Origin of the sequence: Duganella sp. Leaf61 (assembly GCF_001421905.1) — a bacterium.
GTDB lineage: Bacteria > Pseudomonadota > Gammaproteobacteria > Burkholderiales > Burkholderiaceae_D > Rugamonas > Rugamonas zoogloeoides.
Genome location: NZ_LMLM01000031.1, coordinates 259,585 through 286,489, shown reverse-complemented (window position 1 = coordinate 286,489; position 26,905 = coordinate 259,585). Strand labels below are relative to the sequence as shown.

Below are 26,905 nucleotides of genomic sequence, written 5' to 3'. Positions count from 1 at the left end.
TTCAATCGGAAGCGGTTGGGGTTTGCAGCCCCGGCCGATCCGACCCAATACCGTCCTGTAGCTCCACCCGGTTGCGCCCTGCGCGCTTGGCGCGGTACAAGGCCTGGTCCGCACGGATCAGGGCCGCGTCGCCGCCGGGCAGTTTGCCGCCCATGACCGCAATGCCGATGCTGACCGTGACGTGCAGGTTCACGCCGCTACCCAGCTGCAAGGGACTCAGCGCCACCCGCTGGCGCAGCCGTTCGGCAAACACGGCGGCCGCCGGCAAGGTGGTCCCCGGCAGCAGCATGGCAAATTCCTCGCCGCCCATGCGGCCCACCATGTCGATCTTGCGCTGCTCATCGAGCATCAGCACGCCGAGCTGGCGCAGCACCGCGTCGCCGGCCGCGTGGCCATGTTCGTCGTTGATGCGCTTGAAGTGGTCGATATCGAGTTGCAGCACCGCCGTGCAGGCGCCAATATCGCGCCGCAGCCGCGCCTCCTCGTCGGCCAGGCGGTGCATGAATTCGCGCCGGTTGGCCAGCCCGGTGAGGAAGTCGGTGGTGGCCAGCACGCGCAGCTCGTCGTGCATGCGGCGCTTCTCGGTCGTGTCCACGGTGGAGACGATGACGAAGTCCAGGCTGTCGGTGTGGCCCGGCATGATCATCAGGGTCAGCTCGTTGTGGCGCATCACGCCGTCGAGGCGGCGGAAACTGCCCTCGCACACGAAGAAATGCTCGCCGCGCGCCAGCGCCGCCAGCGCCTGGGCAAACGCCGGCATGGCGGCGGCCTCGAAGTTTTGCGCCAGCGTGATGGCGGCCAGGTCCTGCGGACCGGCGCCCACCTGGCGCCGCGCCGCTGCATTCAAATCGACGATGCGCACCAGCGCCGCCAGCCGCGCCACCTGGCTCGGATTCGCTTCCAGGTACCGTCCCATGTCGTCGATGCCGGACGCGGTAAGCTCGGCCAGCGCGGTGTGCAGCGCCGACCAGTCCTGTTGCCACAACGCCACCGGCGCGTGGTCGTACAGGCGGCGGAAGCGGGCCTCGCCGGCGCGCACGGCCTGCGCCGCCTGCGCCTGCTCGATGGCGATGCCGGCCAGCCGCGCGGCCTGTTCGATCAGGGCGATATTGGCCATGCTGGGCTGGCGCGCTTCGCGCTGGTACACCGAGAAGGTGCCGATCACCGCGCCGCCGGCGCCGAAGATCGGATCGGACCAGCCGGAAGCGATGCCCGCGCGCAGTGCGATGTCGCGGTGTTCCATCCATGCCGGCGCATTGTGCAAGTCCTCCACCACCACCCGGCGCCCGGACAGCACGGCTTCCACGCATGGTCCGCCGTTGCCGTGCAGCGCGGTGCCGTGGATGGCGGCGTTGAAGAACGGCGGCAAACCTGGTGCGGCCGCCACCAGCAGGTGCTCGCCCTGCTCGTCGAGCAGCAGCACGCTGCACAGCAATTCCTCGTTGTCCGTCTCCACCCCTGCCACTACGCTCTCGAGGATGGTCTTGAGCGGCGCGCCGGTGGCCAGCAGCTCCAGCACGCGGCGGCGGGTCTGTTCGCGCCGTTCGCCGTGCACCCTTTCGGTGACGTCGCGGAACGACCAGATGCGCGCCGGTTCGCGGCCCAGTTGCAGGCCGCGCGTGTGCTGCTCGATCACGCGGCCATCCTTCAACCGCAGCAGCGCCTGCTGCGGCGCTTCCCAGTCGCCATCCTGGTCCGACGGCGATGCTCCGGGTTCGAACTGGCCATCCTCGGGGCGCGAGAGCTGGGCGCGCAAGTGCGCCATCAGCACCGCGCCGTCGCTGTCCCAGTCAAAATATTCGGGCACATTCCACAGTTCGCGGAAGCGCCGGTTGGCGTTCAGGATCGAGCCCTTGAAATCGTCCGCCAGGATGCCATCGACGGTGGAATCGAGAATGCTGCGCAACATGGCCTGGCTGCGCCGGGCGCTGTCGGCCATGGCCAGCAGCGCGCCCTGCCCGTCCTTGAGTTCCGCCGCCAGCGCGGTGCTGCGGGCCAGCGCCTGGTGGGCGCGCACGCGGCCGCGCGCCAGGGCCCAGGTCAGGCAGGCGGCCAGCACGCTGAGCAAGGCGCCGCACACCGCGATCAGGCGCATGCGGTCGGTGGCGGGCACGTGGGCCGCATGCGGCATGGCGATGCGCAGGGTCCAGCGGTGGCCGCCCAGCGACAGTTGCTGGATGCTCGACCGCATGCGCACCGGCGCGGCGTTGACGGCGCCGGTGGCGCCAGCGCTGCGGTAAACCAGGTTGTCGTTGGTTGCGCGCTCGCCGTCGTGGACCTCCACCGCCAGCCCGGCCGTGCGCGGGGTGCCCAGGCGGACCATCAAATCGCCCACCCGGAACGGCGCGAACACCCAGCCCGTGAGCGCCGCGCGCCGTTCGGCCACGGTGGTTGCCGGCTTGCCGCGGCCATACAGCGGCAGCAGCATCAGGAAGGCCGAGCGCGGCGCTTCGGCCAGGTCGTCGAGCAGGCGCACGGCGCCGGTCATGGCCGGCAGCCCGGTGTCGCGCGCGCGGTCGAGCGCGGCTCGGCGCAGCGGCTCGCTGGCGGCGTCGAAGCCGAGCGCGCGCAGGCTCAGGGGATTGGGCGGCTCGCTATACACGGTGGGGGCATACCAGGCGCGTTCGCCGGCCGGGTAGATATGGTAGCTGGGATTGGCGCCCGGCTCGCGGCGTACCGCCGCCTCGTGCGCCGCGCGGGCGTCGCCGGGCACCAGCTGCATATAGCCGATCGACTGCACGCCGGGCGAATGGCGCGCCAGTCCCTGCCCCTCGAGATACGTGCGGAACTCGCGGCGGGTGACATCCTCAGAACTGTAGAACAGCCCCTGCACGCCGTACAGCACCTGGACATAGGTTTGCATGCGCTGGTCGAGCTGGTTGACCAGTTCGCGCACGCGCACTTCGAAATCGGCTTGCAGCTCCTGGTCGGCATCGTTGCGGGCGTCGCGCCACAGCAGGCCGGTGAGGCCCAGGCTCACGGCCAGCACCAGCGCTGACAGCATGCGTGGCGATTGTGCCAACGCCAGCGCCGGCGCCAGTGCCGACGCCAAGTAGCGACGCTGGCGGGATGGCGCTGGCGCGGCCGGATCCACTTAGTTCCCGGCGCCCGTGAACTGGCGGTAGCCGCGCGCGCGCAGTTCGCACGCCGGGCAGGTGCCGCAGCCATAGCCCCAGTCGTGCAGCGCGCCGCGCTCGCCCAGGTAGCAGGTGTGGGTGCCGGACCGGATCAGGTCCACCAGCGGCGTGCCGCCCAGGTCCTGCGCCAGTTCCCAGGTCTGGCGCTTGTCGCGCCACATGAGCGGGGTTTCGAGCTTGGTGCGGGTGTCCATGCCCAGGTTGAGCGCCACCTGCAGCGCTTTCATGGTGTCGTCGCGGCAGTCCGGGTAGCCGGAAAAATCCGTTTCGCACATGCCGCCGACCAGCACCGTCAGGCCGCGCCGGTAGGCCACGGTGGCAGCCACCGTCATGAACAGCAGGTTGCGGCCCGGGACAAAGGTGTTGGGCAGGCCATTGGCCTGGGTTTCGATGGCGATATCGTGGGTCATCGCGGTTTGCGAGATCTTCGAGATCAGCGACAGGTCGATCATGTGGTCTTCGCCCAGCTTGGCGTCCCACGCGGGATTGAGGGCGCGCAGGCTGGCGATCAGCTGCGGGCGTACGGTGAGTTCGACGGCATGGCGCTGGCCGTAATCGAAACCGATGGTTTCGACCCGCGCGTAATTCTTGAGCGCCCACGCCAGGCAGGTGGTGGAATCTTGTCCACCGCTAAACAGGACCAGGGCGGAATCGGTTGGCAGCATTGCTTTTCTTTCCAGATGTATCAACTATTATTAGTACGCCATGATTCGGGGCATTCCGGTACCATGCTGTGAACGCACTACCCCTGATGGAGTCTCATGTTACCGGCATCGCCCGCAAATAAATCGGCAAGACCACGAATTTTGGCACATCTTGTGACAAAAGTATCCGTGCTGCTTGCAACAACCGCAGTGACGGCCGTGGTTCCCTCGTTGGCAATGGCCCAGGAGGAGCAAACCGCCGCGCCGGCGCCGGTTTCCGAACCTGCTACTGCGCCTGTCGCCACGCCCGCCCCCGTGGCTGCCAGCGAGGCCACTGTCGCTGCCAACGCCGCGCCGGTCGTCATCAAGTACACGGTGCGCATCGACGCACCAGGCGACTTGAAGGAATTACTGGAAGACAACCTCGACCTGCAACGCTTCCGCGACAGCCCGCGCATGACGCGCGAACAGCTGTTCCGGCTGGTGCGCGCTGCGCCCGAGCAAATCCGCACGCTGGTTTCCACCAGCGGCTACTACACGCCCGAGGTGTCGGTGACGTTCGACCGCAACGCCACGCCGGCGGTGGTCGATGTCAAGGTGGTGCCGGGCGAACCGGTACGCGTGGGCGAGACCGACCTGGTACTCGAAGGCTTTGCCCCCAACCCCGAGCAGCCGGCCGACAAGCAGTTCGACGCCAACGCGCTCAAGGCCAGCTGGCCGCTCAAAAAGGGCACCGTGTTCCGCCAGGACGAGTGGGAAGGCGCCAAGCGCGCCATCCTGCGCCAGGTCGTGCAAACCCGCTACCCGCGCGCGCAACTGACCGACAGCCGCGCCACCGTCGATCCCGAAGCGCACACCGCCAACCTGCGCGTGGTGCTCGACAGCGGCCCCGAGATGCGCTTCGGCGAGCTGCGCATCGAAGGCCTCAAGCGCTACCCGGACACCGTGGTGCGCAACCTCAATGCGATCAAGCCCGGCGACTACTACAGCGAAGCCGCCCTGCAGGCCTACCAGTCCAAGCTGCAGGACACCGGCTACTTCGCCAGCGTGGAAGTGAGCGCGGACCTGAGCGCGGTGCTCGACCAGCAGCTGGCCACCGCCGAAGGCGAGCCTGGCGCCCCTGCCACCACTGCCGCCTCCATGGAGCCGCTGCCGCTGCTGGTGCGCGTGACGGAGAACAAGCGCAAGAATGTCAGCGCCGGTGTCGGTATCAGCACCAACACCGGTAACCGGGCCTCGGTCACCTACGACGACTTGCAGGTGTTCGGGCTGCGCATGAAAAGCGCGCTCACGCTCGAGACCAAGAAGCAGACCGCCAAGGCCGACCTGTACTTCCCGATCACCCCCGAGGGCTACAACCACAGTATCGGCGTGACCTACGAGCGCAGCGACATCGCCGGCGAAGTAACAGCCGTGTCGAGTATCGCCGGCAAGCGCGCCTGGGGCACACCCCTGCTCGAGCGCAGCTTCACTCTGGAGCTGCTGTCCGAGACCAAGTCGGTCGGCGCCCTGCCCAAGGTCACCAGCAAAAGCTTGCCGCTCACGTACGCGGTCACCTGGCGCCGGCTCGACAACCTGCTGCTGCCCACCAAGGGCTACGCCATCAACGCCCAGATCGGCGGCGCCGTGCTGCCGGTGCTCACCGATGAAAAATTCGTCCGTGGCTACCTGCGCGGCGTGTACTACAAGCCGTTCGGCGCCAGCTCCAACATCATCCTGCGCGCCGAAGCCGGCGCGCTTGGCTCGGGCAGCAAGAACGGCGTGCCGTCCGTGTTCCTGTTCCGCGCCGGTGGTGACCAGTCGGTGCGCGGTTACGCGTACCAGGAACTGGGCGTGAAGGAAGGCGACGCCACCATCGGCGGGCGCTACCTGGCCACGGCCAGCGCCGAATACCAGTACTGGTTCAAGCCCACCTGGGGCGCGGCCGTGTTCTACGACGCCGGTAACGCCGGCGACCGGGTCAAGGACCTGCATCCCAAGTCCGGCTACGGCGTGGGCGCGCGCTGGAAAAGCCCGGTCGGTCCGCTCAATGTCGACGTGGCGTATGGCCACGCGGTTCAAAAATATCGTTTGCACTTCTCGCTGGGATTCACTTTCTGATGTCCGACCAACTTAACCACGATCCCCAAGAGAGCGCGCCGGAATCCGCCAGGAAGCCGCGCCGCTGGCCGCGCCGCGTATTCATCTCGCTGATGGTGCTGGTGCTGCTGCTGGGCGGCGCCTTCTGGCTGCTGGGCCGCGAATCGACCTTGCAGCAGCTGGTGCAGCGCGTAGCCAGCGCCAGCGGCGGCAGTATTTCCGTCACGGGCGTCACCGGGTCGCTGTACCACCGCATGCATATCGGTCAGCTGGTCTATAAAACCAAGGACAGCACCGTCACTGCGCAAAGCATCGACATCAACTGGTCGCCGTTGCAGTATTTTTCGGAAGGCCTGCAAATCAGCGAGCTGCACGTGGCTGCGCTCACCGTGCGCAGCACCGGCAAGTCCGACGAACCAGCCACCATGCCCGCTTCGCTGGCGTCGCCGTTCCGTCTGAGCCTGTCCGATGCGCGGCTCGACAAATTGATCATCGCCAGCGACACCGGCACCACCGTCATCGACAACCTGCGCTTCGCGCTGTACGGCGACAAGACCAGCTGGCACTTGCAGGACGCTTCGGCCAGAACCCCGTTCGGCCTGGCCAAAGCCGATCTGACGATTGCCGGCGCGCGCCCGTTCGCGCTCAAGGGCACGGCCTCGCTCACGCAGGCGCTGGTGGCCACGCCGGCCGCACCGGGCACCGCCGCCACGCCGGTGGGCCAGGCGCCTGCCCCGGCCACATTGACCTTGCAGGCCGGCGGCAGCCTGGCGCTGCTCGAACTCAAGGCCAAGGGCGACGCGGGCGCTGCCACCGGCACTGCATCGCTGGCGCTGGCGCCGTTCGATCCGGTGATCCTGCGCGCGATCGACCTGGTGGCCCGCGACGTCGATCCGCACGGCTTTAGCGCCGGCCTGCCGCCGGCCAAATTCAACCTCAAGGTGCAGGCGGCGATTGCGCCCGACCAGAAGCTGGCCGGCGAGTTCGAGCTGATCAACCAGGGCAAGGCCGGTCCGCTCGACCAGGATCTGCTGCCACTGGAAGTTTTCCGGGGCCGCCTGGGCGGCACGCTGACCGTGTCCACGCTCGACAACGTGCTGCTCGACCTGGGTCCCGCCGGCCGCTTCAACGGCGGCGGCAACGTTGCCCGCACGGCCATCGACGGCGGCATCGACACGGCCAGTTTCAAGCTGCACACCGACCGCCTCGACCTGTCGTTGCTGCACACGGCCGCCAACAAGACCGCCATCGGCGGCGACATCGTCCTGGCCAGCACCGCCACCAGACAGACCCTGAACGCCAGGCTGGCCGACAAGGGCCTGCGCCTGGACGCCGACGCCACCCTGGCCGACGCCCTGCTGCAATTGCAGCAACTGCGCCTGGTCGCCAAGAATGGCAGCATCAACGCCACCGGCCAGTTGAGCTTGAAGGACCAGCAAGCGTTCAGCGCCAAGGTGCGCACCCAGAAGTTCGATCCGTCGGCGCTGGTCCCAAGCTATCCGGCCGGCGACCTGAATATCGACGTCAATGCCGCCGGACATATCGCGGGCAAACCCGCCCCCGCATGGAAAGTGGCGGCCGACTTCCAGGTCAAGCCCAGCAAACTGTATGGCCAGCCGCTCACCGGCGCCGGCAAGCTCAATGCCGATCCCACCCATATCAGCGGCGTCGATGCGCGCCTGGCCATGGGCCAGAACACCGCCACCGTTACCGGCAGCTTCGGCGCGCCGGGCGAGCAGCTGCGCTGGAAGGTCGATGCGCGCCAGCTGGCGGCCGTGAGCCCCGACCTGATCGGCGCCATCAACGCCAGCGGCGTGGTCACCGGCACCATGGACCTGCCACGTACCAGCTTTGAAGCCGACGCGCGCGGCCTGGGACTGGCCTCGGCCAAGCGCCCCGCCAACGATAGCGTGATCCACGCCAGCGGTGACGTGGCCATGGCCGGTGCCGCCAAGACGCCGGAACTGAAAATGACCGGCACCGTGCAGCGCCTCAATCCTGCCGCCTTTGGCGCCGCCCAGGCCGGTGCCATCAACGCCGCTTTTACGGCGGACGCGCGCCTGTCCGCCGACTGGCGCGCGGGCCTGAACCTGACCTTGCAACCATCGACGCTGTCGAACGCCCCATTGTCGGGCTACGCCAAGTTGTCGGCCAATGCAAAAGACATCAGCAACGCCGACATCGACCTGCGCCTGGGCGCCAACAGCCTGGTTGCCAAGGGCAGCTTCGGCAGCGCCATGGATAAACTGGACTGGAAGCTCGACGCGCCGCAACTGGCCGCATTGGGGCCGCAGTTTGCCGGCATCCTGCACGCCAACGGCACCCTGTCCGGCACCACCGCCCGCCCCGCGATTTCGCTGAACCTGGACGGCAGCAAGCTGCGCGCGCCGGGCCAGCAGCAGGTCGAGAGCATTCGTGGCAGCGCCACCCTGGGCAGTACGGCCGCCGCGCCGGCAGCGCGCAATGGCAATCGCGCAGCGGCAGCAACGGCGGATGTGCCCCTGATCAGCGATATCGAGATTACCGGCTACGAATCGCCGTCGATCAAGATCGCCAAGGCGCGCCTGCAAACGGCAGGTACCCGCAGCGCCCACACCATCACGCTGGCCGCCAACAACAGCGACTTCGACGCCACCGTGCGTATAAAAGGCGGCTGGGCCAACGACACCTGGACCGGCGCCATCGACGCGCTGCAAAACAAGGGCCGCTTCGCGCTGGCGCTGGTGGCGCCCGCGCCGCTGCGCCTGGTCGCACCCAAGGACAGCGGCGTGGCCGGACTGGCGCGTCCCGAGCAGATCGCGCTCGGTACCACCACCATCAAGATCCGCGACGGCAGCGTGCGCATCGACAGCCTGGAAAAGAACGGCGCCGCCTGGCGCAGCAAGGGCCAGGCTTCGGCGTTGCCGGTCTGGTACCTGGGCCAGTTGTCGGACGCGTGGCGCGACAGCGTGCGCGGCAACATGACCATCGGCGCCGACTGGGGCCTGAACCTGCAAGCGGGCGTAAAGAATGCTCCGCCGGTGCTGGCCGGGTCGTTCCACGTGTTCCGCGAACAGGGCGACATCACCATCATCGGCGCCGACCTGTCGCAGCCGCTGGGCCTGAAAACCCTGGACGCGCGCGCCACCGTCAACGACGGCGCGCTGCGGGTAGAACTCAATGTCGATGGCACCCGCGTGGGCCAGGCGCGCCTGGACGGTACCGCCCAGCTGCGCGACGGCCGCCTGGCCAACGACAGCCCGTTCACCGTGACCGGCAGCGCCAATATGGGTTCGCTGGCGTGGCTGGCGCCCCTGGCCGGCCAGCCGGGACTGGAAATCGACGGCATCCTCAAGCTGGCGCTTGATGGCAGCGGCACCATCGGCGCGCCGCAGCTCACCGGCGACATCAACGGCCAGAAGCTGGTGGTCAACCTGCCCGACCAGGGCATCAAGCTGCGCAACGGCGTGCTGCAGGCGCGCCTGACCGGCGACCAGTTGCAGCTGCAAACGCTGAGCTTTGAAGGCCAGCAGGGCCGCGCCCAGGCCGATGGCTGGATCCGTTACGCCGGCAATGAAGCGACCATGCAGCTGAAACTGACCGCCGACAAGCTCGAAGTGCTGTCGCGCCCCGATCGCCTGCTGGTGCTGAGCGGCCAGAGCACGCTGGTGCGCGACGCCAAACACTTCCAGCTCGACGGCAAATTCCGCGCCGACCGCGCGAATATCGAGCTGGGCGACGAAAACGCGCCCACGCTCTCGAACGACGTGGTCGTCCTCGGCAAGGGTGCGGCCGCACCGGCCACCAAGCCGGCGCAGGGCCTGCCGCTGAATATCGACGTCGAGGCCGACCTGGGCGACTCGTTCAAACTCAAGGGCATGGGCATCGAAACCGAGCTGGCCGGTGCGGTGCGGGTGCGCATCACCGACCGCCGTCCGCCGCGCGTCAATGGTTCGATCCGGGTGGTGGGCGGCACGTACGCGGCGTATGGCCAGAAGCTGGCGATCGACCGTGGCGTGATCAACTTCACCGGCGCCTACGACAATCCGGGCCTGAACATCGTGGCCGTGCGCCGCCGTCCCGAAGGCGAGCCTTTGAGCGAGACCAACGTGGAGGCGGGGGTGGAAGTGCGCGGCACGGCGCTGGCGCCTTCGGCCAAGCTGATCTCCACGCCCACGGTACCGGACAGCGACAAGCTGTCCTGGCTGGTGCTGGGCCACGGCATCGAAAATACCGAGGGCAACGACATGGCGCTCTTGAGCACCGCGGCCGGCGCGCTATTCGGCGGCAAAGGCCAGGGCAAGCTGGCCAGTTCGCTGGGGCTCGACGAACTGGGCGTGGGGCAGGCATCGGGCAGCGCTGCCGGTGCGGCCACCGGCTTGCAGAACACCGTGGTCACGGTGGGCAAGCGCATTTCGTCGCGCGCCTACCTGAGTTTTGAACAGGGTGCGGGCACAGCGACCAGCCTGGTCAAACTCAAGTACAAACTCAATCCGCGCATCTCGCTGCAGTTCCAGACCGGGACCAATAATGCGCTTGATGTGTTATATAGCTGGGCGTTCGACTAACTCCGGGGCTGGGCGTTCTTGACGTACTTCTCCAGCCACGCATTGGTCTCATACAGCATGTGCATGATCGATTCCCGCGCCCGGTAGGCGTGGGATTCGTTCGGCAGCATCACCAGCCGCGCCGTCCCGCCCAATCCCTTGATCGCCTGGAACATCCGTTCGCTTTGCAACGGGAACGTGCCGGAGTTGCTGTCTTCCGCGCCGTGGATCAGCAGCATCGCATCCTTGATGCGGTCCGCGTGGTTGAACGGCGACATGGCCTGGTACACGGCCGGCGCCTGCCAGTACGGCCGCTCTTCCGACTGGAAGCCGAACGGCGTCAAGGTGCGGTTGTACGCGCCGCTACGGGCGATTCCCGCCCGGAACAGCCGCGTATGGGCCAGCAGATTGCCGGTCATGAAAGCGCCGTACGAGTGGCCGCCGATGGCCAGCCGTTCGCGGTCGCCCACGCCGCGCCGCACCACCTCCTCCACTGCCGCTTGCGCATCGGCCACCAGCTGCGCCAGGTACGTGTCGTTCGGTTCTTCCTCGCCATTGCCGATGATCGGGAACGACGGGTTGTCCAGCACCGCGTAACCCATGGCCAGGTACGCCGCCGGGCCCCAGTAGCTGACCGCGTTGAAACGGTACGGCGAACCGGTGGTCTGGCTGGCCGCGCCGGCCGACTTGAACTCCTGCGGGTATGCCCACATCAGCAGCGGCAACGGGCCGTCGCGCGCGGCGTCGTAACCGGGCGGCAGCATCAGGGTGGCCGTCAGCTCCACGCCGTCGTGGCGCGGGTAGCGGATCTGCTCCTTGTGGATGTCGCGCAGCTGCGGCGTGGGATGGGGATAATGCGTAAGCGCGCGCAGTTGGCGGTCGTCCGGCTTGGTCAGATCGCGCAAGTAATAATTGGGACGCTCGAGGGGCGACTCGCGCGTGGTGAGCAGCAGCGTGCCATCGTCGTTCAACACCGCCGCGACGTTTTCAAAGTATGGCGCCTGGCTCTGGAACAGCCGCTTTTTTTCGCGCGTGGTCAGGCTCAGGCGATCGAGGAACGGGCGGTCGCCTTCGGGCGTGGCGCCGGCGCCGTCGAGCAGGATGGTGGTGTTGGGGCCGATCAGCAGGAGCGGGAAGCCGCTGGCGTCGGCACGCATCACCGGCGAGCCGGGGCTGTTGTAGCGGTCTTCGTAGGAGCCGGAGTGAATCAGTTCGGGCGGCGTGGACAGGTGACCGGGAGCGATCATCCACTGCCGGTACTGGCGCGTTTTGTGCCAGCGCTCGTTGACCAGCGCCACGTCTTCGCGGCCCCACGCCACGCCGCCGTAGCGCATCGACAGGCGCGCCAGCACCAGCGGCGGCGCATGGAACGGCGCCGCGTGCAGGTACACCAGGTCGCGCACGCCGTCCGGTACGTCGCGCGCGGGGTCGCCGCCGTCCTGCGCCTCGGCCCAGACCAGCGACGCCGGTGCGTCGGCCCGCCATGACACGTGGCGCACGCCGCTTGATGCCGCATCGTTCCCCGGCGGCAGGCCTTCTTCGAGCGGCAGGTTGGCCACCGTGTGCAGCAGCCTGCCGTGCAGGTCGCGCACTTCCACCCGCTCGCCAAAGCTCGATGCGGTGACAATATACGAGTATGGGCGCGTCACGCTGTGCGTGAGCAGGTACTCGCCGCCCGGCGCCACCGAGGTGCGCGAAAACTGGCCCGGCTCGCCGATCGGACGCGCCTTGCCATCTAGGCTCAACAACACCATCTGCACCGTGATGTAGTACTCGAACAGGCGCGCGTCGTCCTCGTTGCGCAGCAGGTCCTGGTAGGTGCGCAGCTGGCGCACCGTGCCATCGGCTTCGCTGTCCTGCAGGATCGGCCCGGCCGGCACGCCGTTCGCCTGCGGCGGCTTGCCGATGCCCACCGGACGCCAGTGCACCAGCAGGCCGCTGCTGTCGGGCAGCCAGTTGAAGCCGCGCGTGAGTACGGCCGACAGAGGCTGCGGCGACAGCTTGCGCGCACGACGCGCGGCGATATCGACCAGCCACAGTTCCACTGCGCCCGTGTCTTCGCCCACGCCGCCCGCGCCATCATTGAGCGCCACGTGGGTAAAAGCGAGATGGCGCTGGTCGGGCGACCAGCTCAGGTCCGACAGCCGCAGGTCCGGCGGCAGGCCGGCAATCGCGCTTTCCTCGTGGCTGGCGATATCGAGCAGCGACAGGCCGGTGCCGAACGAGAAGCGCGAACCGGCATACGTGCGCGGGTTGATGCGCAAGCCGGCCAGTTTCAGTTCGGGTTGCGCCACCTCGGCAATGCCGGGCAGCGCGGGCGTTTGCACCACGGCAGCGGTGTCGCGGCGCGGGCTCAGGCTCAGTGCCGGCGCACGCGGCGCATCGACAATCGCCTGCAAAGGTTCGGGGGGCAGGCGGTAGCCGGTGTCGGACGCGCCCTGTTGCGGCGAGGCGGCCATCAGGCCGGGGGTTGCGGACGGCACGGTGCGTTGTTGTTTCATGGAGGTCCTTTCCAGTAGCCGGCGACGCGGGCGCTGCTCGAGCCCAGTGCCTGGGTCGAGTGTGCCGGGTTGAGTGTGCTTATGCTAACCGTGAATGTCAATCGCCGGGCACACTACTCTGGCGTACAATCGCTGTTCTCGAAAAACCGCTGTGGGCAGATTATGGAAATGACTACTATTGTGCTGTTGCTGCTGGTGCCGGTGGCCGTGTGGCGCATCTACTCGCGCCTGAAAGCCATGCTGGTGCGCACCCAGTCCGAGCTGTGGAAGCACTACACGATGGCCGGCATCATGGCCGCCGCGCTGCTGGTGCTGCTGGTGCTCTCGATCGGCAAATGGCCGGCGCTGGGCGCGCTGGTGGCCGGCGCCGCGCTGGGCGCCTGGCTTGGCCAGCGCCAGTTCGGCCTGACGCGCCTGCGCAACCTGCCGGAAGGCTTTTTCTATACGCCCGACCGCCGCCTTCCACTGTTAATCATCATGCTGTTCGTCAGCCGCCTGATTTACCGCCTGTTCGAGGCGTACCTGCATATGCACGACGGTATCGCGCTCGACCCGGACTTCCTCGGCAGCCCGGTCACCACCGTGGTCTTCGGCCTGCTGGCGGGCTTTTATCTGACCTACAGCGTGCTGCTGGTACGCTGGCACAAGAGCCAGACGCCATTACCGAAGCCGATCAACATCTTCGATATCAAGTAAAAAAAAGGGGCGAGGAGTGAAGACTCCCTGCCCCTTTTACCATCCAGCCTTATAGCCGTCAGACGGCTTTGGCGGCTGCCTTGCCAGCTTCCACATCCGCCGCCCGCCGTTGCAGCACGAAGATCGGCTGCGCCCACTGGGTGTCCTTCTTCTTTTTGCTGGTGATCAGCGTCAGTTCCGAAGGATCGTAGACGTCGGTGTTGTGCGTGAGCGGCGTCGTCATCAGGTACTGGGCATCGGTGTTCTTCAGGAACTCGCCCACCAGCTGGATGTTGCGGATATCGAGGTGGGCAAACGGTTCGTCGATGAACACGAAGCCGCCGGAACCCTCTTCCGATTTCAGCAGCGCGATCAGGAGCACCAGCGACTTCATCACCTGCTGGCCGCCCGACGCTTCGCCGTCGTTCATGCCGATGATGCCCTTGCCGTCGAACTTGAAGCGCACGTGCAGGCCGGCCTGCGACAGCAGCACATCGTCGTTTTCCAGCTTGACCGGATCGGCGTGCACCTCGATGCCGGCCAGTTCGCCGAGCTCCTTGATGTTCTTCGAATAGGTCTTGATGGTGTAGCGCAGCCGCTCCATGTAGGCCCCGCGCGCGTTGCCGGTGGCTTCGATGGCGCGGTTGTTCTGGTAGCGGCGCTCTTCGGTTTCCGACTGGCGCCCGCTCAGTTGCTCGTTCAGGCGCGTGTACTGGTCGATCACAGTGGCATCGAGTTCCCAGTCGCTGCGGGCGAGACTCGCTTCGAGCGTATGCAGGCGCAGCGTGACCTGGTGCGTGTTCTGGTGCTCGGCCACCAGCGCCAGGCGGCGCTCGAGGCGGCGCCAGGCCTTGGGCAGGTGGCGCCAGTTCTTGCGCAGCGTGAGCAAGGCGCGCGCGTGGTCGGCGCGCTGCTCGATCTGGCGTTTCAGGTTCAGGCGCGTACCCGCTTCCGCTTCCGACAGGGCAAAGCGCGCGTTCTGGCACGTGGTGTCGGCACGGGTGCGCGCCACCACGGCGCTCTTGATCAGGTTTTGCAGCTCGCCCAGGCGGCTGCCCACTTCCGTGCGCTCGGCGCGCAGCGGCACCGCGTTGCGCGCCGCTTCCTCGAATTCGTCGTGACGCGCCGCCATTTCCTTGGCTGCATCCACGCCCGCCAGGCGGGTTTTGAGCGCGCTGATTTCGGACGCCAGTTTCGATACCGCCAGGGTCAGCGTATCTTCCTGTGCTTCCAGCGCCGGCAGCGCTTTCTGGATTGCTTCCATGCGCTGGGTGCGGCCGGCCGTGCCGAAGCGGTAGCGCGAGGCTTCCACGAACAGCGAGCGGCCACCGCGGCGTTCGCGGTGATAGGCCTCGGGCGTGATCCACTCGTCGTTGTTACCGAGCCTGGCGCCGGCATCGACGCTATCGACGCGGGTGATGCGCGAGAGCTGTTCGACCAGCCACGCTGGCACCTTGGCAGCGAATTTGACCACCGACATCAGGCTGTCGTCGCGGGTACTTTGGGCGTTGACCAGGTCGGTGACGATGAAGTGGCGATAGCGCTCTTTTTCCGCCAGGCGGTAGGCCGAGGTGGCGTCGCCGGCTTTATCGAGCAGCACCACCGACGCGTAACCACCGAGCACACCTTCGACCGCGCCTTGCCAGCGCGGGTCGGTCACTTCGACGATGTCGGACAGCATGGCGTGGCTGATGCCGGCGTCGTTGAGCGCGCGGCGCATGCTGCGCTGTGCTTCCGGCTCCGGCATCGCGGTCTTGCCCTGCAGCGCCGAGATGGTGGCCATTTCGCCGGCGATTTTCGAGGCGACCGCATCGCGCGCGTTGCGCTGGCGCGCCAGCTCGATTTCCTTCTCTTGCAGCTGCTGCGCCACTTCGGCCAGGTCGGCGCCGGAATCGGCGGCCAGCTTTTGCAGGCGCGCCTTTTGTTCGAGCAGGCTGTCGAGCGGTTTAAGTTTGCCGTTGATCAGGTTCAGGCGCGATTGCAGCGACGTCGATTCCTGTTCCAGCACCGTCTCGTGCTGCTGCGCCTCGGTCAGCGCCTTGGCAAAACTGGTCACCGCGTGGCGCTTGTCGGCCAGTTGGGCGTCGGCCTGCTGCAATGGCTTACGGGCTTCGCGCAGTTGGCGGCTGATATTGCCCTGCTTTTCGCGCGCCTCGTGGTACTCCAAGGTAGGCAGCGCTTCCTCCTGCAGGTTGCGGCGCTCCTTGTTCAGGTCTTCCCATTGATGGTAGTTGGCCACGCGCAGGCGCAGGCCTTCCAGGTTGGTCTTGGACGCGTCGAGTTCCGCCTCGAAGCGTTTCAGTTCTTCCTCGGTGTCGCGCTGGTGGCGCTTGGCTTCGTCGTAGGCGTCGAGCACCTCCTTGTCGCCGAACACCTGGAACACCAGGTCGAGCAGCTGGCGCGGTGCGTATTCGCACAGCTTGTCGGTCTCGCCCTGCTCCAGGGCCAGGACCTTGGCCATGGCCGGCGACAGGCCGGCGTTGGCCAGGCGCTTGCGGTAGTTTTCCACGCCGAGCCAGTCGTTGCCGACGTCGCCGATGTCTTCGATCTGCACGTTACCGGGCCGCATCAGGTACTGGCGCTTCCAGTCGCCGCCGTTCTTCTGGATCTGGCAGAACAGCGTGACTTCGTCGTCGCTGAAAAAGCCGGAGCTGCGGAACGGGCGGTTCGACAATTGCCGGCCGACCGCCTTGTTATCGACCACTGCGCGCAGCCAGGCCGTTTGCTGGCCGCTGTGACGCGCATAGTGCTTGTAGGTGCGGCCCATCGAGCAATCGAGGCCGAACAGGGTGCGCAGCGCGTCGAGCAGCGTGGTTTTTCCGGAACCGTTCTGGCCGGCGATGGTGATGATCTTGGCGTCGAGCGGGATGTTCTTGATGCGCTGCCAGTAATCCCAGTGGACCAGCTCCAGCGATTTGATATGAAACATGGCTTAATCCTTGGGTGGTTCTTGGGTGTCTTGCGGGTCTTCAAAGGGCACATCGAAGACCGGCACGGCATTGCCATCGGCGTCGTAGTCGGGGTTTTCCATCTCCGGCTCGATCGTTTCCACGGCGTTCGGCGCATCGTCCTCGTACGCGCGCGGCTTCGGTGTGCGGCGCGGCACGGCCATCTCCTGCGGCGGCGTGCGTTTGAAGACGTCGGCCAGCGCGCCGTTGATGATGCGTTCTTTCAGCAGGTCGGTATCCATCAACAAATCGAGCAGCGGGCCTTCGAGCACCACGTCGCCACGGCGTTCGATGAAACCGAGCTTGGCCAGGATGGACAGGTTCATGTCCAGCCGGGTCTTTTTACCGAGCTTGTCGCCGAAGTCGGCCAGCAGCGCCTTGTAGGCGATGCCGATCGAGGTGTCTTCGGCGCGCGGCAGCGGGCGCTCGGTGCCGAACATGTCGTTCTGCTTGTCGTCCGCGTGCTGGTGGTTTTCCTGGCGCTCGCGCTTGGGCAGAATGATCTGCGCCCACAGCACGACCAGCAGGGCCACGCCGTCGCGCGACAGGCCGAAGTTATTGTTCTGCCAGACGTCCTTGGCGCCGAAAATCTTCGGTTCGATATTGCGCGTCAGGGCCACGGTCACATGGTCGGCATACACGTTGTCGAGCAGTTTCAGGCCCACGGCCAGCAGGCGCGCATCGACTTCGATGCGGAACTGTTCGTCAGCGAGCGCGCGCTTGACCAGGCGGTCGTCGCGGCGCAGGGTCTGATGCGCGAGCAGGCGCGCGATCAGGATTTGTGCATCATCATTCATCGGACTTGTCGCCTTCCGGGTTCAAAGACAGGGTAAGCGAAGCGAGGGACATCGCCGCGACGTGCAGGTCGGGCAGTTGTACCATTTCGTCGCTCGGAGTAAACGTCACGGGCAGGCGCGCCAGGTCGCCGGTGGCGCCTTGCAGGCGCGCTTCGTCGGCGTCGCCCAGCAGCGGCAGCATCGAGGCGCGGTACGACGCCACGGCAAACGACGCCGGCAGCAGCGATTCGTGCACCTGGATCGAGGGCGCCGCACCGTCCACGCTGGCGGGGAATTTGCCGGGCGCGGTAAAGTCGGCCAGGCGGGCCAGCCATTCGTCGAGTTCTTTTTGCATCGGTGGTCCGTCGCTGATGGTGGTGGGCGCGTCTTCGCCGCTGGGCAGACCGCCCTGCACCGCGCTGGCGGCGCGGTCGGACAGCAGTTCGGCTTCGGCCACGTCGATCATCTCCGCCGGCGTAATAAACTGCGGCACCACCGGCAGGTCGATGGCGCCCACGGCCAGCGAGGCCAGGTCGTCATGCAGCAGCAGCCAGCGCTTGATGTCGGTGGTGGACAGGCCGGACTGGCCCAGGTGCACGCGCTGGCGCTCGATCTGGTTCAGCGCGCGCGAGAACATGCCCTGCATATTCAATAGCGACGACTGCGCGCGGCCAATCGCTTGCGCTGCGCGGTGCGTGGCGTGGTCGGCGTTTTCGTCGCTGGTGATCGCGCGCAGGATCTCGGATCCCTTCTCCACCCAGTCGCACGCCACGTGCCACTTCGCCTGCGATTCGCGCAGGCGGAACTCGGAGCCGGAAGCGATGGCGTCGGCGAATTCCTCGGTCAGCTCCACCAGGCGGCCCAGCAGGTGGTGCAGCTGCTCCACCGTGACGCCGCCCATCATTTGCGAGCCGGCCACCTGCGACAGCAGGTAGCCCATGTCAGCCGGGTCTTCCTCTTTGCCCATGGCCAGCAGCGCGTCGATGGCGGACAGCACGTTGCGCGCCATCGGCGTGACGCGATAGACGGCCTGCTGCGGATCCCACGCCAGCAACTGGTTGGTGCGCAGCCGCATCAGCACCGTTTCCAGGCTTTCCGGCAGCAGGTAGGCCAGGCGGGTGTTGATGTCCGGACGCGTAAAGCTGGCCGACGCCGTGTCGGACGCCAGCTCGCGCAGCACCAGCAGGCGCACCAGCACGCCGTCGAAACCGCCGTGGAACAGCGCCGTAAACACTTGCAGCAGCGGCTGCGCGCGTTTCAGGTGGTAGACCTGCTCGATTTCATCGGCCGAGATATTGGGCTTGAAGTGGGCCTGCAGGCCGTCCTGTTGCGAGTCCAGCGCCGGGTCGGGCGCGGACTCGGTTGTCATAGTTTCTATCATTCTTTGCCATGTTGGTCGCAACAATCACCGCATTAAGCAGCCTGCCGGACTTGGGATCCTCAGCTGCTCGCGGGGGCGACAGTATAGCAGTTGCGATCTTGCGCTTACTTTTTGGCGAATTTATCAAGTGTCTGGTCCACGTAGTCGCCATCGGTGTCCTTGAACACCACGCGCACCGGGTACCAGTCCATGGACGGCGCCAGCCAAAGGTCCACCTGCGAATCCTTGTCGTCGGTCTGCTGGCGCACCAGGTGCAGCGCGCTGATCTCGTTGCCGCCCACGGTGATGTTTTCGGTCTTGAGCACCTTGAACACCCACTGCTCGGCGTTGCGGCGCGCGGCGACAAAGTACGCCCACTCGCTGCCGGGCTTGAATTTATCGGGCGTGGCGCGGGCGTTGGCGGCCAGTTGCCACTGGATGCTCACCCGGTCCTGCTCGCCGCCCTTGATCGGATAGGTTTCGTCGCCCACGCTGAAGCTGATGATTTTCGTGTCGCGCTTGAACGTGGCGGTGGTGGCTTCCTTGCGGAAGCGCTTTTCCATGAACGACACCGGCGCCAGGCCGTAGTCGTCGATGGCGCCCTCGCTGCGGGTTTCCAGTATCTTGCCGAAGATCGGCGCGCGGCTTTCGGCCGCCACCGAGTACGTGCCGTCCCCGGCGCGCCACTGCACGGTGGCCGTGCCGTTGATGGTGAGACCGTGCTGCTTGGCCTTGATGGCGTAGGTCAGGTCCGCCGACGGCGGCGCGCTGAAGGGACGCTTGACGGCGGCGTGCTCGCTGTCGGCAGCATGGGCGCCGGTGGCAACTGTGCCCAGCGCCAGCATGGCGGCCACGCTCAGCGCGTAAAAAGTATGGTTGATTGTCATATCATTGTCCGGTAGTTGTTATTCTGGAGACGGTCTGCGTGGTGAGCGCGCCGCTCGCTTCGGTATTGCGTATCTGGACCGGGTACCACTGCATGCCCGGCGCCAGCCAGATGTCGAGCCGCGACGAATACGTGCCCGGCTTCGGTGGCCGCGTCAGGTGCCAGGTGACCAGCTTGCCCATCTTCGTGTTCAGTTCATCTTCGCCCACCAGCTGGAAGCGGAACAGGGCGGCTTCCTTGTCCTCCCCTACCTGGATGTCGATGTCGCCGCCAAACTGGTTGATGTCGGCGCGGCCAATGCCGGCCAGCTGGAACGGCACCGTGGCCTTGTCCTGCGCGCCGGCCAGCAGCGGGTAGCTGCGGTCGGAGGCCGAGAACGAGATCGTGTTCGCACCAGCCACATTGCCGCCGCCATTGCGGTTGAAGTGGGTGGCGGTCTCGGACCGGCGCGCGCGCTTTTCGGTGGCTTTTTCGGGCGCGATGCCATGGTCGTCAATGGCGCCCTCGCTGCGCAGCACCAGCAGGTTCAGGCGCGTGACCAGCAGGCTCACGCCCGCTTCCACCGACGCCCGGTAACGGCTGCCGTCAGTATGCCATGTCATCACGGCAGACCCTGTCCATTTGGTGCCGTCGGCGTCCACCCGCGCCACGTCCATGTCGAACGTGGCCGATGGCGGCAACTCCACCTTGTAGCGGCGCCCGCCCTGCGGGACCGGTTCGGCGGCCGCCGGCGCGGGTGCGCTGGTGGTCGTGTCAGGCGCTGCTGCCGGTCCCTGGGTCGCCGCCGGCTCGGGCGCGTGCGCCAGTTCCAGGTCGGCGGTGTCGATGGCCGATGCAGGCGCTGCGCTGTCCACCGGCGTGATGGCGGCTCCCGCCTGCGCCTGCGCTGGCACCGGCGCACGCGGCCTGGCAAAGGCCGGGCTGGCGACGGGCGGCTTGGCGGGCGGCTTGGCAGGCGTTTTGACGGCAGGCGGCATGGCGGCAGCATCAAGCGGCGCGATCTCCCGCAACGGCGCGCTGGCCACGCGCGGCGGCAGTGTCAGGCGCACTTGCGCGGTCACCACCGACGGCGACGCGTTGACGGTGGCCGATGCCGCCAAGTGGCTTGCGGCCCAGTCGATCGCCAGTCCGTGCAGCACCACCGTGGCCGCGCAGAACAGCACCATGCGGCGGCGTTGGGAAAGGAAGGAGGCGATCGTCATGGCGCTAGTTTAACGTGTCCGGCCGAATGCTTCCGGCGCGGCGTTTGCATGGCGGTTGCCGGCAGCAAGCAACGTTGCCAGAAAACTTTGATCGGTACCGCGTTATCTGCTACGCTGAACCAACTACTACAGGAGACTTTCATGGCCCAACCGCAGATGCCGCACATTCCCGGCGCAGCAGTGATGAACGACACGCTCGATTTCGTGAAGAACCTGTGGGGTAGCATGGGCGTGCCCGGCCTGACCACGCCCACCCTGTCGGTCGATGAACTGGACAAGAAGATCAACGACCTGAAGGCGGTCGAGGCGTGGCTCAACCTGAATATGAGCATGCTGCGCGGTAGCATCCAGGCGCTCGAGGTACAGCGCAACACCATCGCCACGCTCAAGTCGGTGGGCGCCAGCCTGGCCGCCGCCGTCAATCAGGGCACCGCGCCAGGGCAGGCGCCGACCGCCGATCACAAATCGATCTTCGACGCCAACCCGTACACCTCGGCCTTCTTCCAGCATGCGCGCGAAGCGGACAAGCAAAAGCCGGCCGCCGAGCAGCCACCGCCACCACCTGCCCCGGAACCCAAGGCAGCAGCACCGGCGGCGGAAACGCCGAAGCAGGCTGACGCCACCGCCGGCGCAGCCGCGCTGTGGTGGAATCTGCTGCAGGATCAGTTCAAGCAGGCGGTATCGACCGCTGCGGCATCGGAATCGATGATGGCCGAGACAGCAGCGAAGTTCGCTGCCGCAGCGACGGCCAAGCCGCCAACCGAAGCTGTGCCACCAGCCACCGAGGCGCCGGAGCCGGCACCGGACAAAAAGCCCGCAGCCAAGCGCGCCGAACCCAAACCTTCGGCCAAATCAGTCAAACCGACAGCAGGGAAGTAGAAGCCAAGAGCGGCTGAGAAACCTCCAGAGCGAGGCGCAGCGACGAAGACAGTACGAAAGTACGGCGAGGCGCTGCAACGAAGCTATGGAGGATTTATCAGGCGCTCGACAAGCCAAGAGCGGCTGAGAAACCTCCAGAGCGAGGCGCAGCGACGAAGACAGTACGAAAGTACGGCGAGGCGCTGCAACGAAGCTATGGAGGCTTTATCAGGCGCTATGCCAAGCGTAAAATTCTGATTGCATCGATCAGTCCATCGGCTTGGCGCGTGACCTTTTGGACGTCGATCAAACCTTCTTCTTCGAGCAGCTTGGCGCTGTCGAGGGCGCCCTGGAAGCTCTCGATGGTGTCACCCTTGGCGGCGACCGGTTTTACCCAGGCTACGCTGCCGACCTTCATTTTCGTATAGACTTCTTTTGCGATATCGCGCATAAATTTACATCCTCTCTCTTGGTGGTGCGTACTTGATTGCCGCACCTGTTTTAATTCATCTAAACGGTTTAGCGGTCCGGGACCGCGCCGTTGGCCGCCTCGTATTCGCTGGCGGCGGCTGCCGCCACCACGCCGGACACCGGCGCCAGCAGCGCCAGTTGTTCCATCAGCTGGGCAAAGCGCGGCTGGCCAGGGGCGATGGCATCGACATGCATCAGCACCTCGATCGCCTCGTCGGCCAGTTCGCGCACGTAACCGGTTTGCTGCAGGCGCGAGATCAGGATCTGCGCCGAATTGAACAGGATGCGCATATTGTGCGGCAGCGCGTGGCGCGCCACGCGCATCCAGTCGATGGCCTCTTGCAGCCGCTCGGACTTCCACAGCAGCACGCCCTTGTTCATCATGTCGGCCGCTTCCTTGCGCGAGGAGCGGATCAGCTCCGTGCCCTCGTCGCCCATGCGCGCCTTGTCGAAAATCTTCTGCAACTCGTCCATCAACGGCACGTTATCATGGTTGTTGCGCGCAATGTAGCACAGCAGTACCACCGGCGCTTCCTTCACGCCCACCGCGAACAGCAGGGTCGCCATGTCCAGGCACGTGGCGGTGTCGGGACGGTGACGGCTTTCGTCGGCCAGCATGGCTTCCAGCTCGTCGCCCGATTTGCGCGCGCGCCGGAAGTCGCCCGTCTCGTGGTACACCAGGCCCTCGGTGATCTTGGCGCGCAAGGTGACCTGGTCGCCGCCGAACTGGTGGACCGCCGCGTTGAGCAGGCGGATCGCTTCCTTGGTGTCGTTCTTCTTGCCGCACACGCGCGCCATGCCGAAGTATGCATCGACCGTCTTGGCCACCGAGTACTCGCCGATATCGATACACTTGCGGAACGCCCGCTCCGCCACCGGGATGTTCTCGAGCCGCAGCGCGGTCTGGCCCAGCGTGCGCTGGCGCGGCACCGAGTTGGGCGACAGCTTGGCCGCCTTTTGCAGCACGTCGAATGCTTCCTCGTGCTTGCCCTGCAACTGGAACGCCTGCGCCAGCTGATCGAAAGCGTCGATATAGAAGCGGTTGTCGGCGATCACCGCCTGGAACATCTTCTGCGCCTCCTCCACCTCGCCGTCGTGCATCATGATCTTGGCCAGGCCGCAGCGCGCCCAGTTGTAGTCGCGCTCTTCGAGCACCTGTTCGTACACCTTGCGCGCACCCAGCGGGTCGCCGGCCTTGAGCTGCAAGGTGGCCTTCATGCGCAGCAGGTCGATCGCGTGCAGCGGGTTGACGGGAATCTGTTCCTCGCACAGGCGCGCTGCGCGCAGGTAGTCCTTGTCGGCGTAAGCCTGGTCGATTTCGCTGAATATCTGCTTCTTGATCCACACCCGATTGAGGCGCGTGAGCAGCACGCCTTCGGTGATCGGCTTGATGATGTAGGCGTCGGGCTGGTGCTCGGCCGCGCCCATCACCGACTCCACGCTTTTTTCGGCGGAGACCATCAGCCACACGCTGCTGGGCAGAATCAGGTTGCGGATGCGCGCTTCTTCAAGTACCTGCTGGCCGTTCTTGCCGTCGCCCAGGTTGTAATCGCACAGCACCACGTCGTAGCGGGTTTTGGCCAGCAACATCATGCCCTCGCCGCCGCTGGCCGCCTGGTCGATATGCTTGGCGCCCAGGTTGCGCAGCGACTCGCGCAGCAGTTGGCGGATGCCAACGAAATCGTCGACGATCAGGTAGCGCTTCGCGCCCCAGTCGATCTCGCCGTCGCTCTGTACCATGGCTGTCATGGCAGCCGCAGGACGAAGCAGCCGCCGCCCAGCTCACCACCATTTTCCAGGGCGATGGCGCCGGTGCGCTGGCGGTGGCGGTGCATGCGCGCCACCTCGCTGGAAAAGTACAGGCCCAAGCCGCTGCTGTTGCTGGAGAAGCGCACCTGCACGTCACGCACGTCCATGGCTTGCGCGCCGGCTGCCAGCATCGTCGGCGGGAAACCGTCGCCATTGTCTTCCACCCGCAGTTCCAGGTAGTCGCCGTCCACCCGCACCGACAGCCGGATGCGATCGCGCGTGTAGCGGATGGCGTTGTTGATGGCGTGGACCAGCACCCCGATCACCAGTTCTTCGTCAAAGGTCCAGATGGCGTCCGGCGCAAAGTCGGTTTCAAAGGCGATGCCGCGCGATTGCAGCAGGATGCGCGCCTGCCCTTCCACCTGCTCGACCAGTTCGCGCACGCTGCGCGGGCCGGGATCGAACGGGTAGCCGGGCTTGCCCACTTCCTTGTACAAGGCAAGCAACTGGATCAGGCTGTCGTTCAGGCGGCGCGTCTGGTACAGCATCTGGCCCAGTTGCTGGTACTGCGCCGGCTCGGGGGCGGCGGGGACAGGTGCAGCTGCGGTCGCAGGGACGTTGGTCAGCAGGTGTTCAAGCGTGCCACTCAAGACGCTGATCGAATTTTTCATGTCGTGCACGGTCGACGCCAGGAACATCAGCAGTTCCGGCGAGCCTTGATAGTGCTGGGACAAGTCGTCATCCATCGCGTCGCTCTCCGTGGATTCAAACCGGGATTATAACGCACGGTTTGCGGGCGGAACCCGGCGGTTGCAGGGCTACTGGCTGCGGCGCCGCTGCTTGAGCAGGAAGCGGCCGGGGTCGAGCGCCTCTGCCAGCGCAGCCTCGACCGGCGCGGGCGCGCCTTCCAGTTGCGACACCAGCAGTTCGGCCATCAGCGGCGCCCAGATCAGGCCGCGCGACGCATAGCCGAGCAGGCCGTACAGGCCCGGGTGGCGTGGCACGTCGCGCAGGTGCTCCAGGCGACCGGCCGATTCGACATCCGGCAGCGCGCCGGCCAGCGGCAGGCGGTCCGGCGCGGCGCTGCGAAAGCCCACCCGGCCGGCCAGCGGCGCGGTATCGATCAGGGCCGCCACGTGCGTACCCGGCACGATCTCCGCCAGCCGCGCCAGGTTTTCCCGCTGGCTGCTGGCGCGCAGTGCACGGTCGTCGTCATTGTCGTAGGTGGCGCCAGCGCAAACGATGCCGTCGGCAGCCGGCGTCACGTACGCTTCGCGGCAGACGACGAGCGGCAGTTGCGGAGCACTGGCCCCCACGGCCAGGTGGGTAACCTGGCCACGCAGCGACTGCAATGGCAGCTGGGCTGCCTGGGCGATCTGCACGGCGCCAGCGCCGTTGGCCAGGATCACCGTGGGCGCTTGCGCCAGCAAGGTACCGCCGGCGCCCTCCACCAGCCATTCGCCGTCACCGGTGCGGCGCAAAGTGATCGCCTCGCTGCAAAACACGCGCTGCAGGCGGTCACCGCAGGCGTCCAGCATGGCCGCGCACAACGACGACGGTCGCGCCCAGCCGCCTTGCGCGAACAGCCAGCCGCCGTGCGGTGTGGGGCCGCCCAGCAGCGCACCCGCTTCCGTCGCGTCGGCCCAGCGTGCGTACGCCGGCGGATAGTTCCAATGGTCGAGCACCGCGCGCTGGACGGCGGCGTGGCCGGCATCGCGCGCCAGTTGCAGTACGCCGCAGTCGGCGCCGATGAAGGCGTTGCCCACGCCGCCCAGCCGGCGCCACTCGCGCAGCGCGAACAGGTAGGCGGCGCGCGCCAGGCGGGTGGGAATGTTGTCGTCTTTCGACAGCAGCGGCATGAAGATGCCCGCCAGGTTGCCGGACGCCTCCTGCGCCGGCAGCGCGTGGCGCTCGATCAACGTCACCTCCCAGCCGCTGGCGCACAGGCGGCGACAGGCGCTGGCCCCCGCCAAGCCGGCGCCGATGACCACCGCGCGTTTATCGCGCAACTGTGGCGCGGCTGGGGCAGCAGGTGATGCTGCGCGAGCGACAGGCGGCGAGTGGCGGCCCCGGTACTCGGCGGCAATATCGTCACCGCCATCTACCCGGCGGCAGGCGAAACCGGCAGCAACCAAGGCCCACACCAGCAAGTCATCGGGCGCGCGCGCGTCAAGCGTGGCGCCGGGAACGGCCAGCCGCGCCAGCGTGCGCGCCTGCCCGGGCGCCAGCGCGCCGATATGAAAGGTATCGACACGGGCCAGCACCTGCGGCAGCACGGCAGTCATTTCGCCCGCCAGCAGGTCGAGCGTGACGCGGCCGTCGTCGAGGATGATGCGGTGAAAGCCAGGTACATCAAGCGGCCACAGGGCGCGCAGCTGCGGATCGGCGACGGTCGCCGCATCGGCCACGCGCGCGGTCAGCGCAAGGTAATGGAGCCGCTTGTTATCCTGCAGGTGCTGCGCGCGCGCTTGAGCAAAGCGCGCGCCGTCGCCGAATTCGGTGTCGAGAACGACGTGCGACACGGTCATCGGTGGCGGCAGAAGCAGTCGGCGTCATGGTCGTCCACCATGCCGATGCCCTGCATGTACGCATAAACGATGGTCGAACCGACAAACTTGAAGCCCAGCTTGGCCAGGTCCTTCGACAGCCGGTCCGACAGCGCGGTCTTGATGATGCGCTCCCCGGTGTTGTTGACGATGGGCTGGCCATCGACATAAGACCACAGCAGTTGATCGAGGCTGCCGCCGCCAGCGCGCAGGCGCAGGTAGGCCTGGGCGTTGGTGATGGCCGACGCTACTTTAAGGCGGTTGCGCACGATGCCGGGGTTGGCCAGTAGTTCGCCCACCTTGTCCGGGCCGTACGCGGCGATTTTTTCGGCGTCCCAGCCATCGAACGCGGCGCGGTAGGTTTCGCGCTTGTTGAGCACCGTTTCCCACGACAGGCCGGCCTGGGCGCCTTCGAGGTTCAGCATCTCGAACAGGCGCAGTTCGTCGTGGCACGGCACGCCCCACTCGGTATCGTGGTATTCCAGGTACAGAGGGTTGGTGGGCTTGGCCCAGGCGCAGCGGATGATGGTCATGATGGATTTTTGTC

The 26,905-nt window shown here is 66.6% G+C and carries 17 protein-coding genes; 4 read left to right on the top strand and 13 right to left on the bottom strand.

Annotated features, from left to right (window positions below):
• Position 1 precedes the first annotated feature (1 nt).
• Positions 2-3,094 carry a CHASE domain-containing protein gene (locus ASF04_RS23060; protein ID WP_056146997.1) on the bottom strand — a complete coding sequence of 1,031 codons (3,093 nt, stop codon included), beginning with the start codon at positions 3,092-3,094 and terminating at the stop codon, positions 2-4.
• Positions 3,095-3,802 (bottom strand): 7-cyano-7-deazaguanine synthase QueC, encoded by a 708-nt coding sequence (gene queC / locus ASF04_RS23055; RefSeq protein WP_019923322.1) that lies wholly within the window; start codon positions 3,800-3,802, stop codon positions 3,095-3,097. It abuts the gene before it with no gap.
• A gap of 216 nt (positions 3,803-4,018) precedes the next feature.
• Between queC and ASF04_RS23050 the strand changes: the two genes are divergently transcribed.
• Both ASF04_RS23050 and ASF04_RS23045 read left to right on the top strand, forming a co-directional pair.
• Complete coding sequence (locus ASF04_RS23050) at positions 4,019-5,881, top strand: autotransporter assembly complex family protein (RefSeq protein ID WP_056146995.1); 1,863 nt, start codon at positions 4,019-4,021, stop codon at positions 5,879-5,881.
• A complete protein-coding gene (locus ASF04_RS23045; protein ID WP_056146993.1) occupies positions 5,881-10,407 on the top strand; it encodes a translocation/assembly module TamB domain-containing protein in 4,527 nt (1,508 codons plus the stop codon). The genes ASF04_RS23050 and ASF04_RS23045 overlap by 1 nt, the downstream gene beginning before the upstream one ends.
• On the opposite strand, the gene ASF04_RS23040 is transcribed toward ASF04_RS23045, so the two are convergent.
• A complete protein-coding gene (locus ASF04_RS23040) occupies positions 10,404-12,887 on the bottom strand; it encodes a S9 family peptidase (RefSeq protein ID WP_056146992.1) in 2,484 nt (827 codons plus the stop codon). The genes ASF04_RS23045 and ASF04_RS23040 overlap by 4 nt on opposite strands.
• A gap of 168 nt (positions 12,888-13,055) precedes the next feature.
• On the opposite strand from ASF04_RS23040, the gene ASF04_RS23035 reads away from it, so the two are divergent.
• Positions 13,056-13,583 carry a hypothetical protein gene (locus ASF04_RS23035; RefSeq protein WP_229205168.1) on the top strand — a complete coding sequence of 176 codons (528 nt, stop codon included), beginning with the start codon at positions 13,056-13,058 and terminating at the stop codon, positions 13,581-13,583.
• Positions 13,584-13,641: 58 nt separating this feature from the next.
• On the opposite strand, the gene ASF04_RS23030 is transcribed toward ASF04_RS23035, so the two are convergent.
• The 5 genes from ASF04_RS23030 to ASF04_RS23010 form a co-directional block, all read right to left on the bottom strand.
• Positions 13,642-16,491, bottom strand: coding sequence for an ATP-binding protein (locus ASF04_RS23030; protein ID WP_056146989.1), 2,850 nt, complete (start codon positions 16,489-16,491; stop codon positions 13,642-13,644).
• Positions 16,492-16,494: 3 nt separating this feature from the next.
• The gene (locus tag ASF04_RS23025; RefSeq protein WP_056146987.1) at positions 16,495-17,307 is read right to left on the bottom strand and encodes a hypothetical protein; all 813 of its coding nucleotides are present in this window, start codon (positions 17,305-17,307) and stop codon (positions 16,495-16,497) included.
• The gene (locus tag ASF04_RS23020) at positions 17,300-18,655 is read right to left on the bottom strand and encodes a hypothetical protein (RefSeq protein WP_373922151.1); all 1,356 of its coding nucleotides are present in this window, start codon (positions 18,653-18,655) and stop codon (positions 17,300-17,302) included. Before ASF04_RS23020 ends, ASF04_RS23025 begins: the two co-directional genes overlap by 8 nt.
• 116 nt (positions 18,656-18,771) lie before the next feature.
• Entirely contained in the window at positions 18,772-19,533 is a 762-nt protein-coding gene (locus ASF04_RS23015) for a DUF3108 domain-containing protein (RefSeq protein WP_056146983.1), read from the bottom strand.
• A 1-nt stretch (position 19,534) separates the two neighbouring features.
• Positions 19,535-20,734 carry a DUF3108 domain-containing protein gene (locus ASF04_RS23010; protein ID WP_056146981.1) on the bottom strand — a complete coding sequence of 400 codons (1,200 nt, stop codon included), beginning with the start codon at positions 20,732-20,734 and terminating at the stop codon, positions 19,535-19,537.
• A gap of 141 nt (positions 20,735-20,875) precedes the next feature.
• Between ASF04_RS23010 and ASF04_RS23005 the strand changes: the two genes are divergently transcribed.
• Positions 20,876-21,613, top strand: a complete 738-nt coding sequence (locus ASF04_RS23005) for a PhaM family polyhydroxyalkanoate granule multifunctional regulatory protein (protein WP_056146979.1) — start codon at positions 20,876-20,878, stop codon at positions 21,611-21,613.
• A gap of 214 nt (positions 21,614-21,827) precedes the next feature.
• Here ASF04_RS23005 and ASF04_RS23000 read toward each other — a convergent pair whose 3' ends face one another.
• The 5 genes from ASF04_RS23000 to ASF04_RS22980 all read right to left on the bottom strand — a co-directional run bounded on the left by ASF04_RS23000 (position 21,828) and on the right by ASF04_RS22980 (position 26,891).
• Positions 21,828-22,043, bottom strand: a complete 216-nt coding sequence (locus tag ASF04_RS23000) for a hypothetical protein (RefSeq protein WP_056146977.1) — start codon at positions 22,041-22,043, stop codon at positions 21,828-21,830.
• 68 nt (positions 22,044-22,111) lie between these two features.
• The gene (locus ASF04_RS22995) at positions 22,112-23,812 is read right to left on the bottom strand and encodes a tetratricopeptide repeat protein (RefSeq protein ID WP_056146975.1); all 1,701 of its coding nucleotides are present in this window, start codon (positions 23,810-23,812) and stop codon (positions 22,112-22,114) included.
• Positions 23,809-24,558, bottom strand: coding sequence for a sensor histidine kinase KdpD (locus ASF04_RS22990; RefSeq protein ID WP_056146973.1), 750 nt, complete (start codon positions 24,556-24,558; stop codon positions 23,809-23,811). The genes ASF04_RS22995 and ASF04_RS22990 overlap by 4 nt, the downstream gene beginning before the upstream one ends.
• A gap of 72 nt (positions 24,559-24,630) precedes the next feature.
• Positions 24,631-26,340 carry an FAD-dependent 5-carboxymethylaminomethyl-2-thiouridine(34) oxidoreductase MnmC gene (gene mnmC, locus ASF04_RS22985; protein WP_056146972.1) on the bottom strand — a complete coding sequence of 570 codons (1,710 nt, stop codon included), beginning with the start codon at positions 26,338-26,340 and terminating at the stop codon, positions 24,631-24,633.
• Positions 26,337-26,891 (bottom strand): DNA-3-methyladenine glycosylase I, encoded by a 555-nt coding sequence (locus ASF04_RS22980; RefSeq protein WP_056146970.1) that lies wholly within the window; start codon positions 26,889-26,891, stop codon positions 26,337-26,339. Before ASF04_RS22980 ends, mnmC begins: the two co-directional genes overlap by 4 nt.
• Positions 26,892-26,905: the final 14 nt, after the last annotated feature.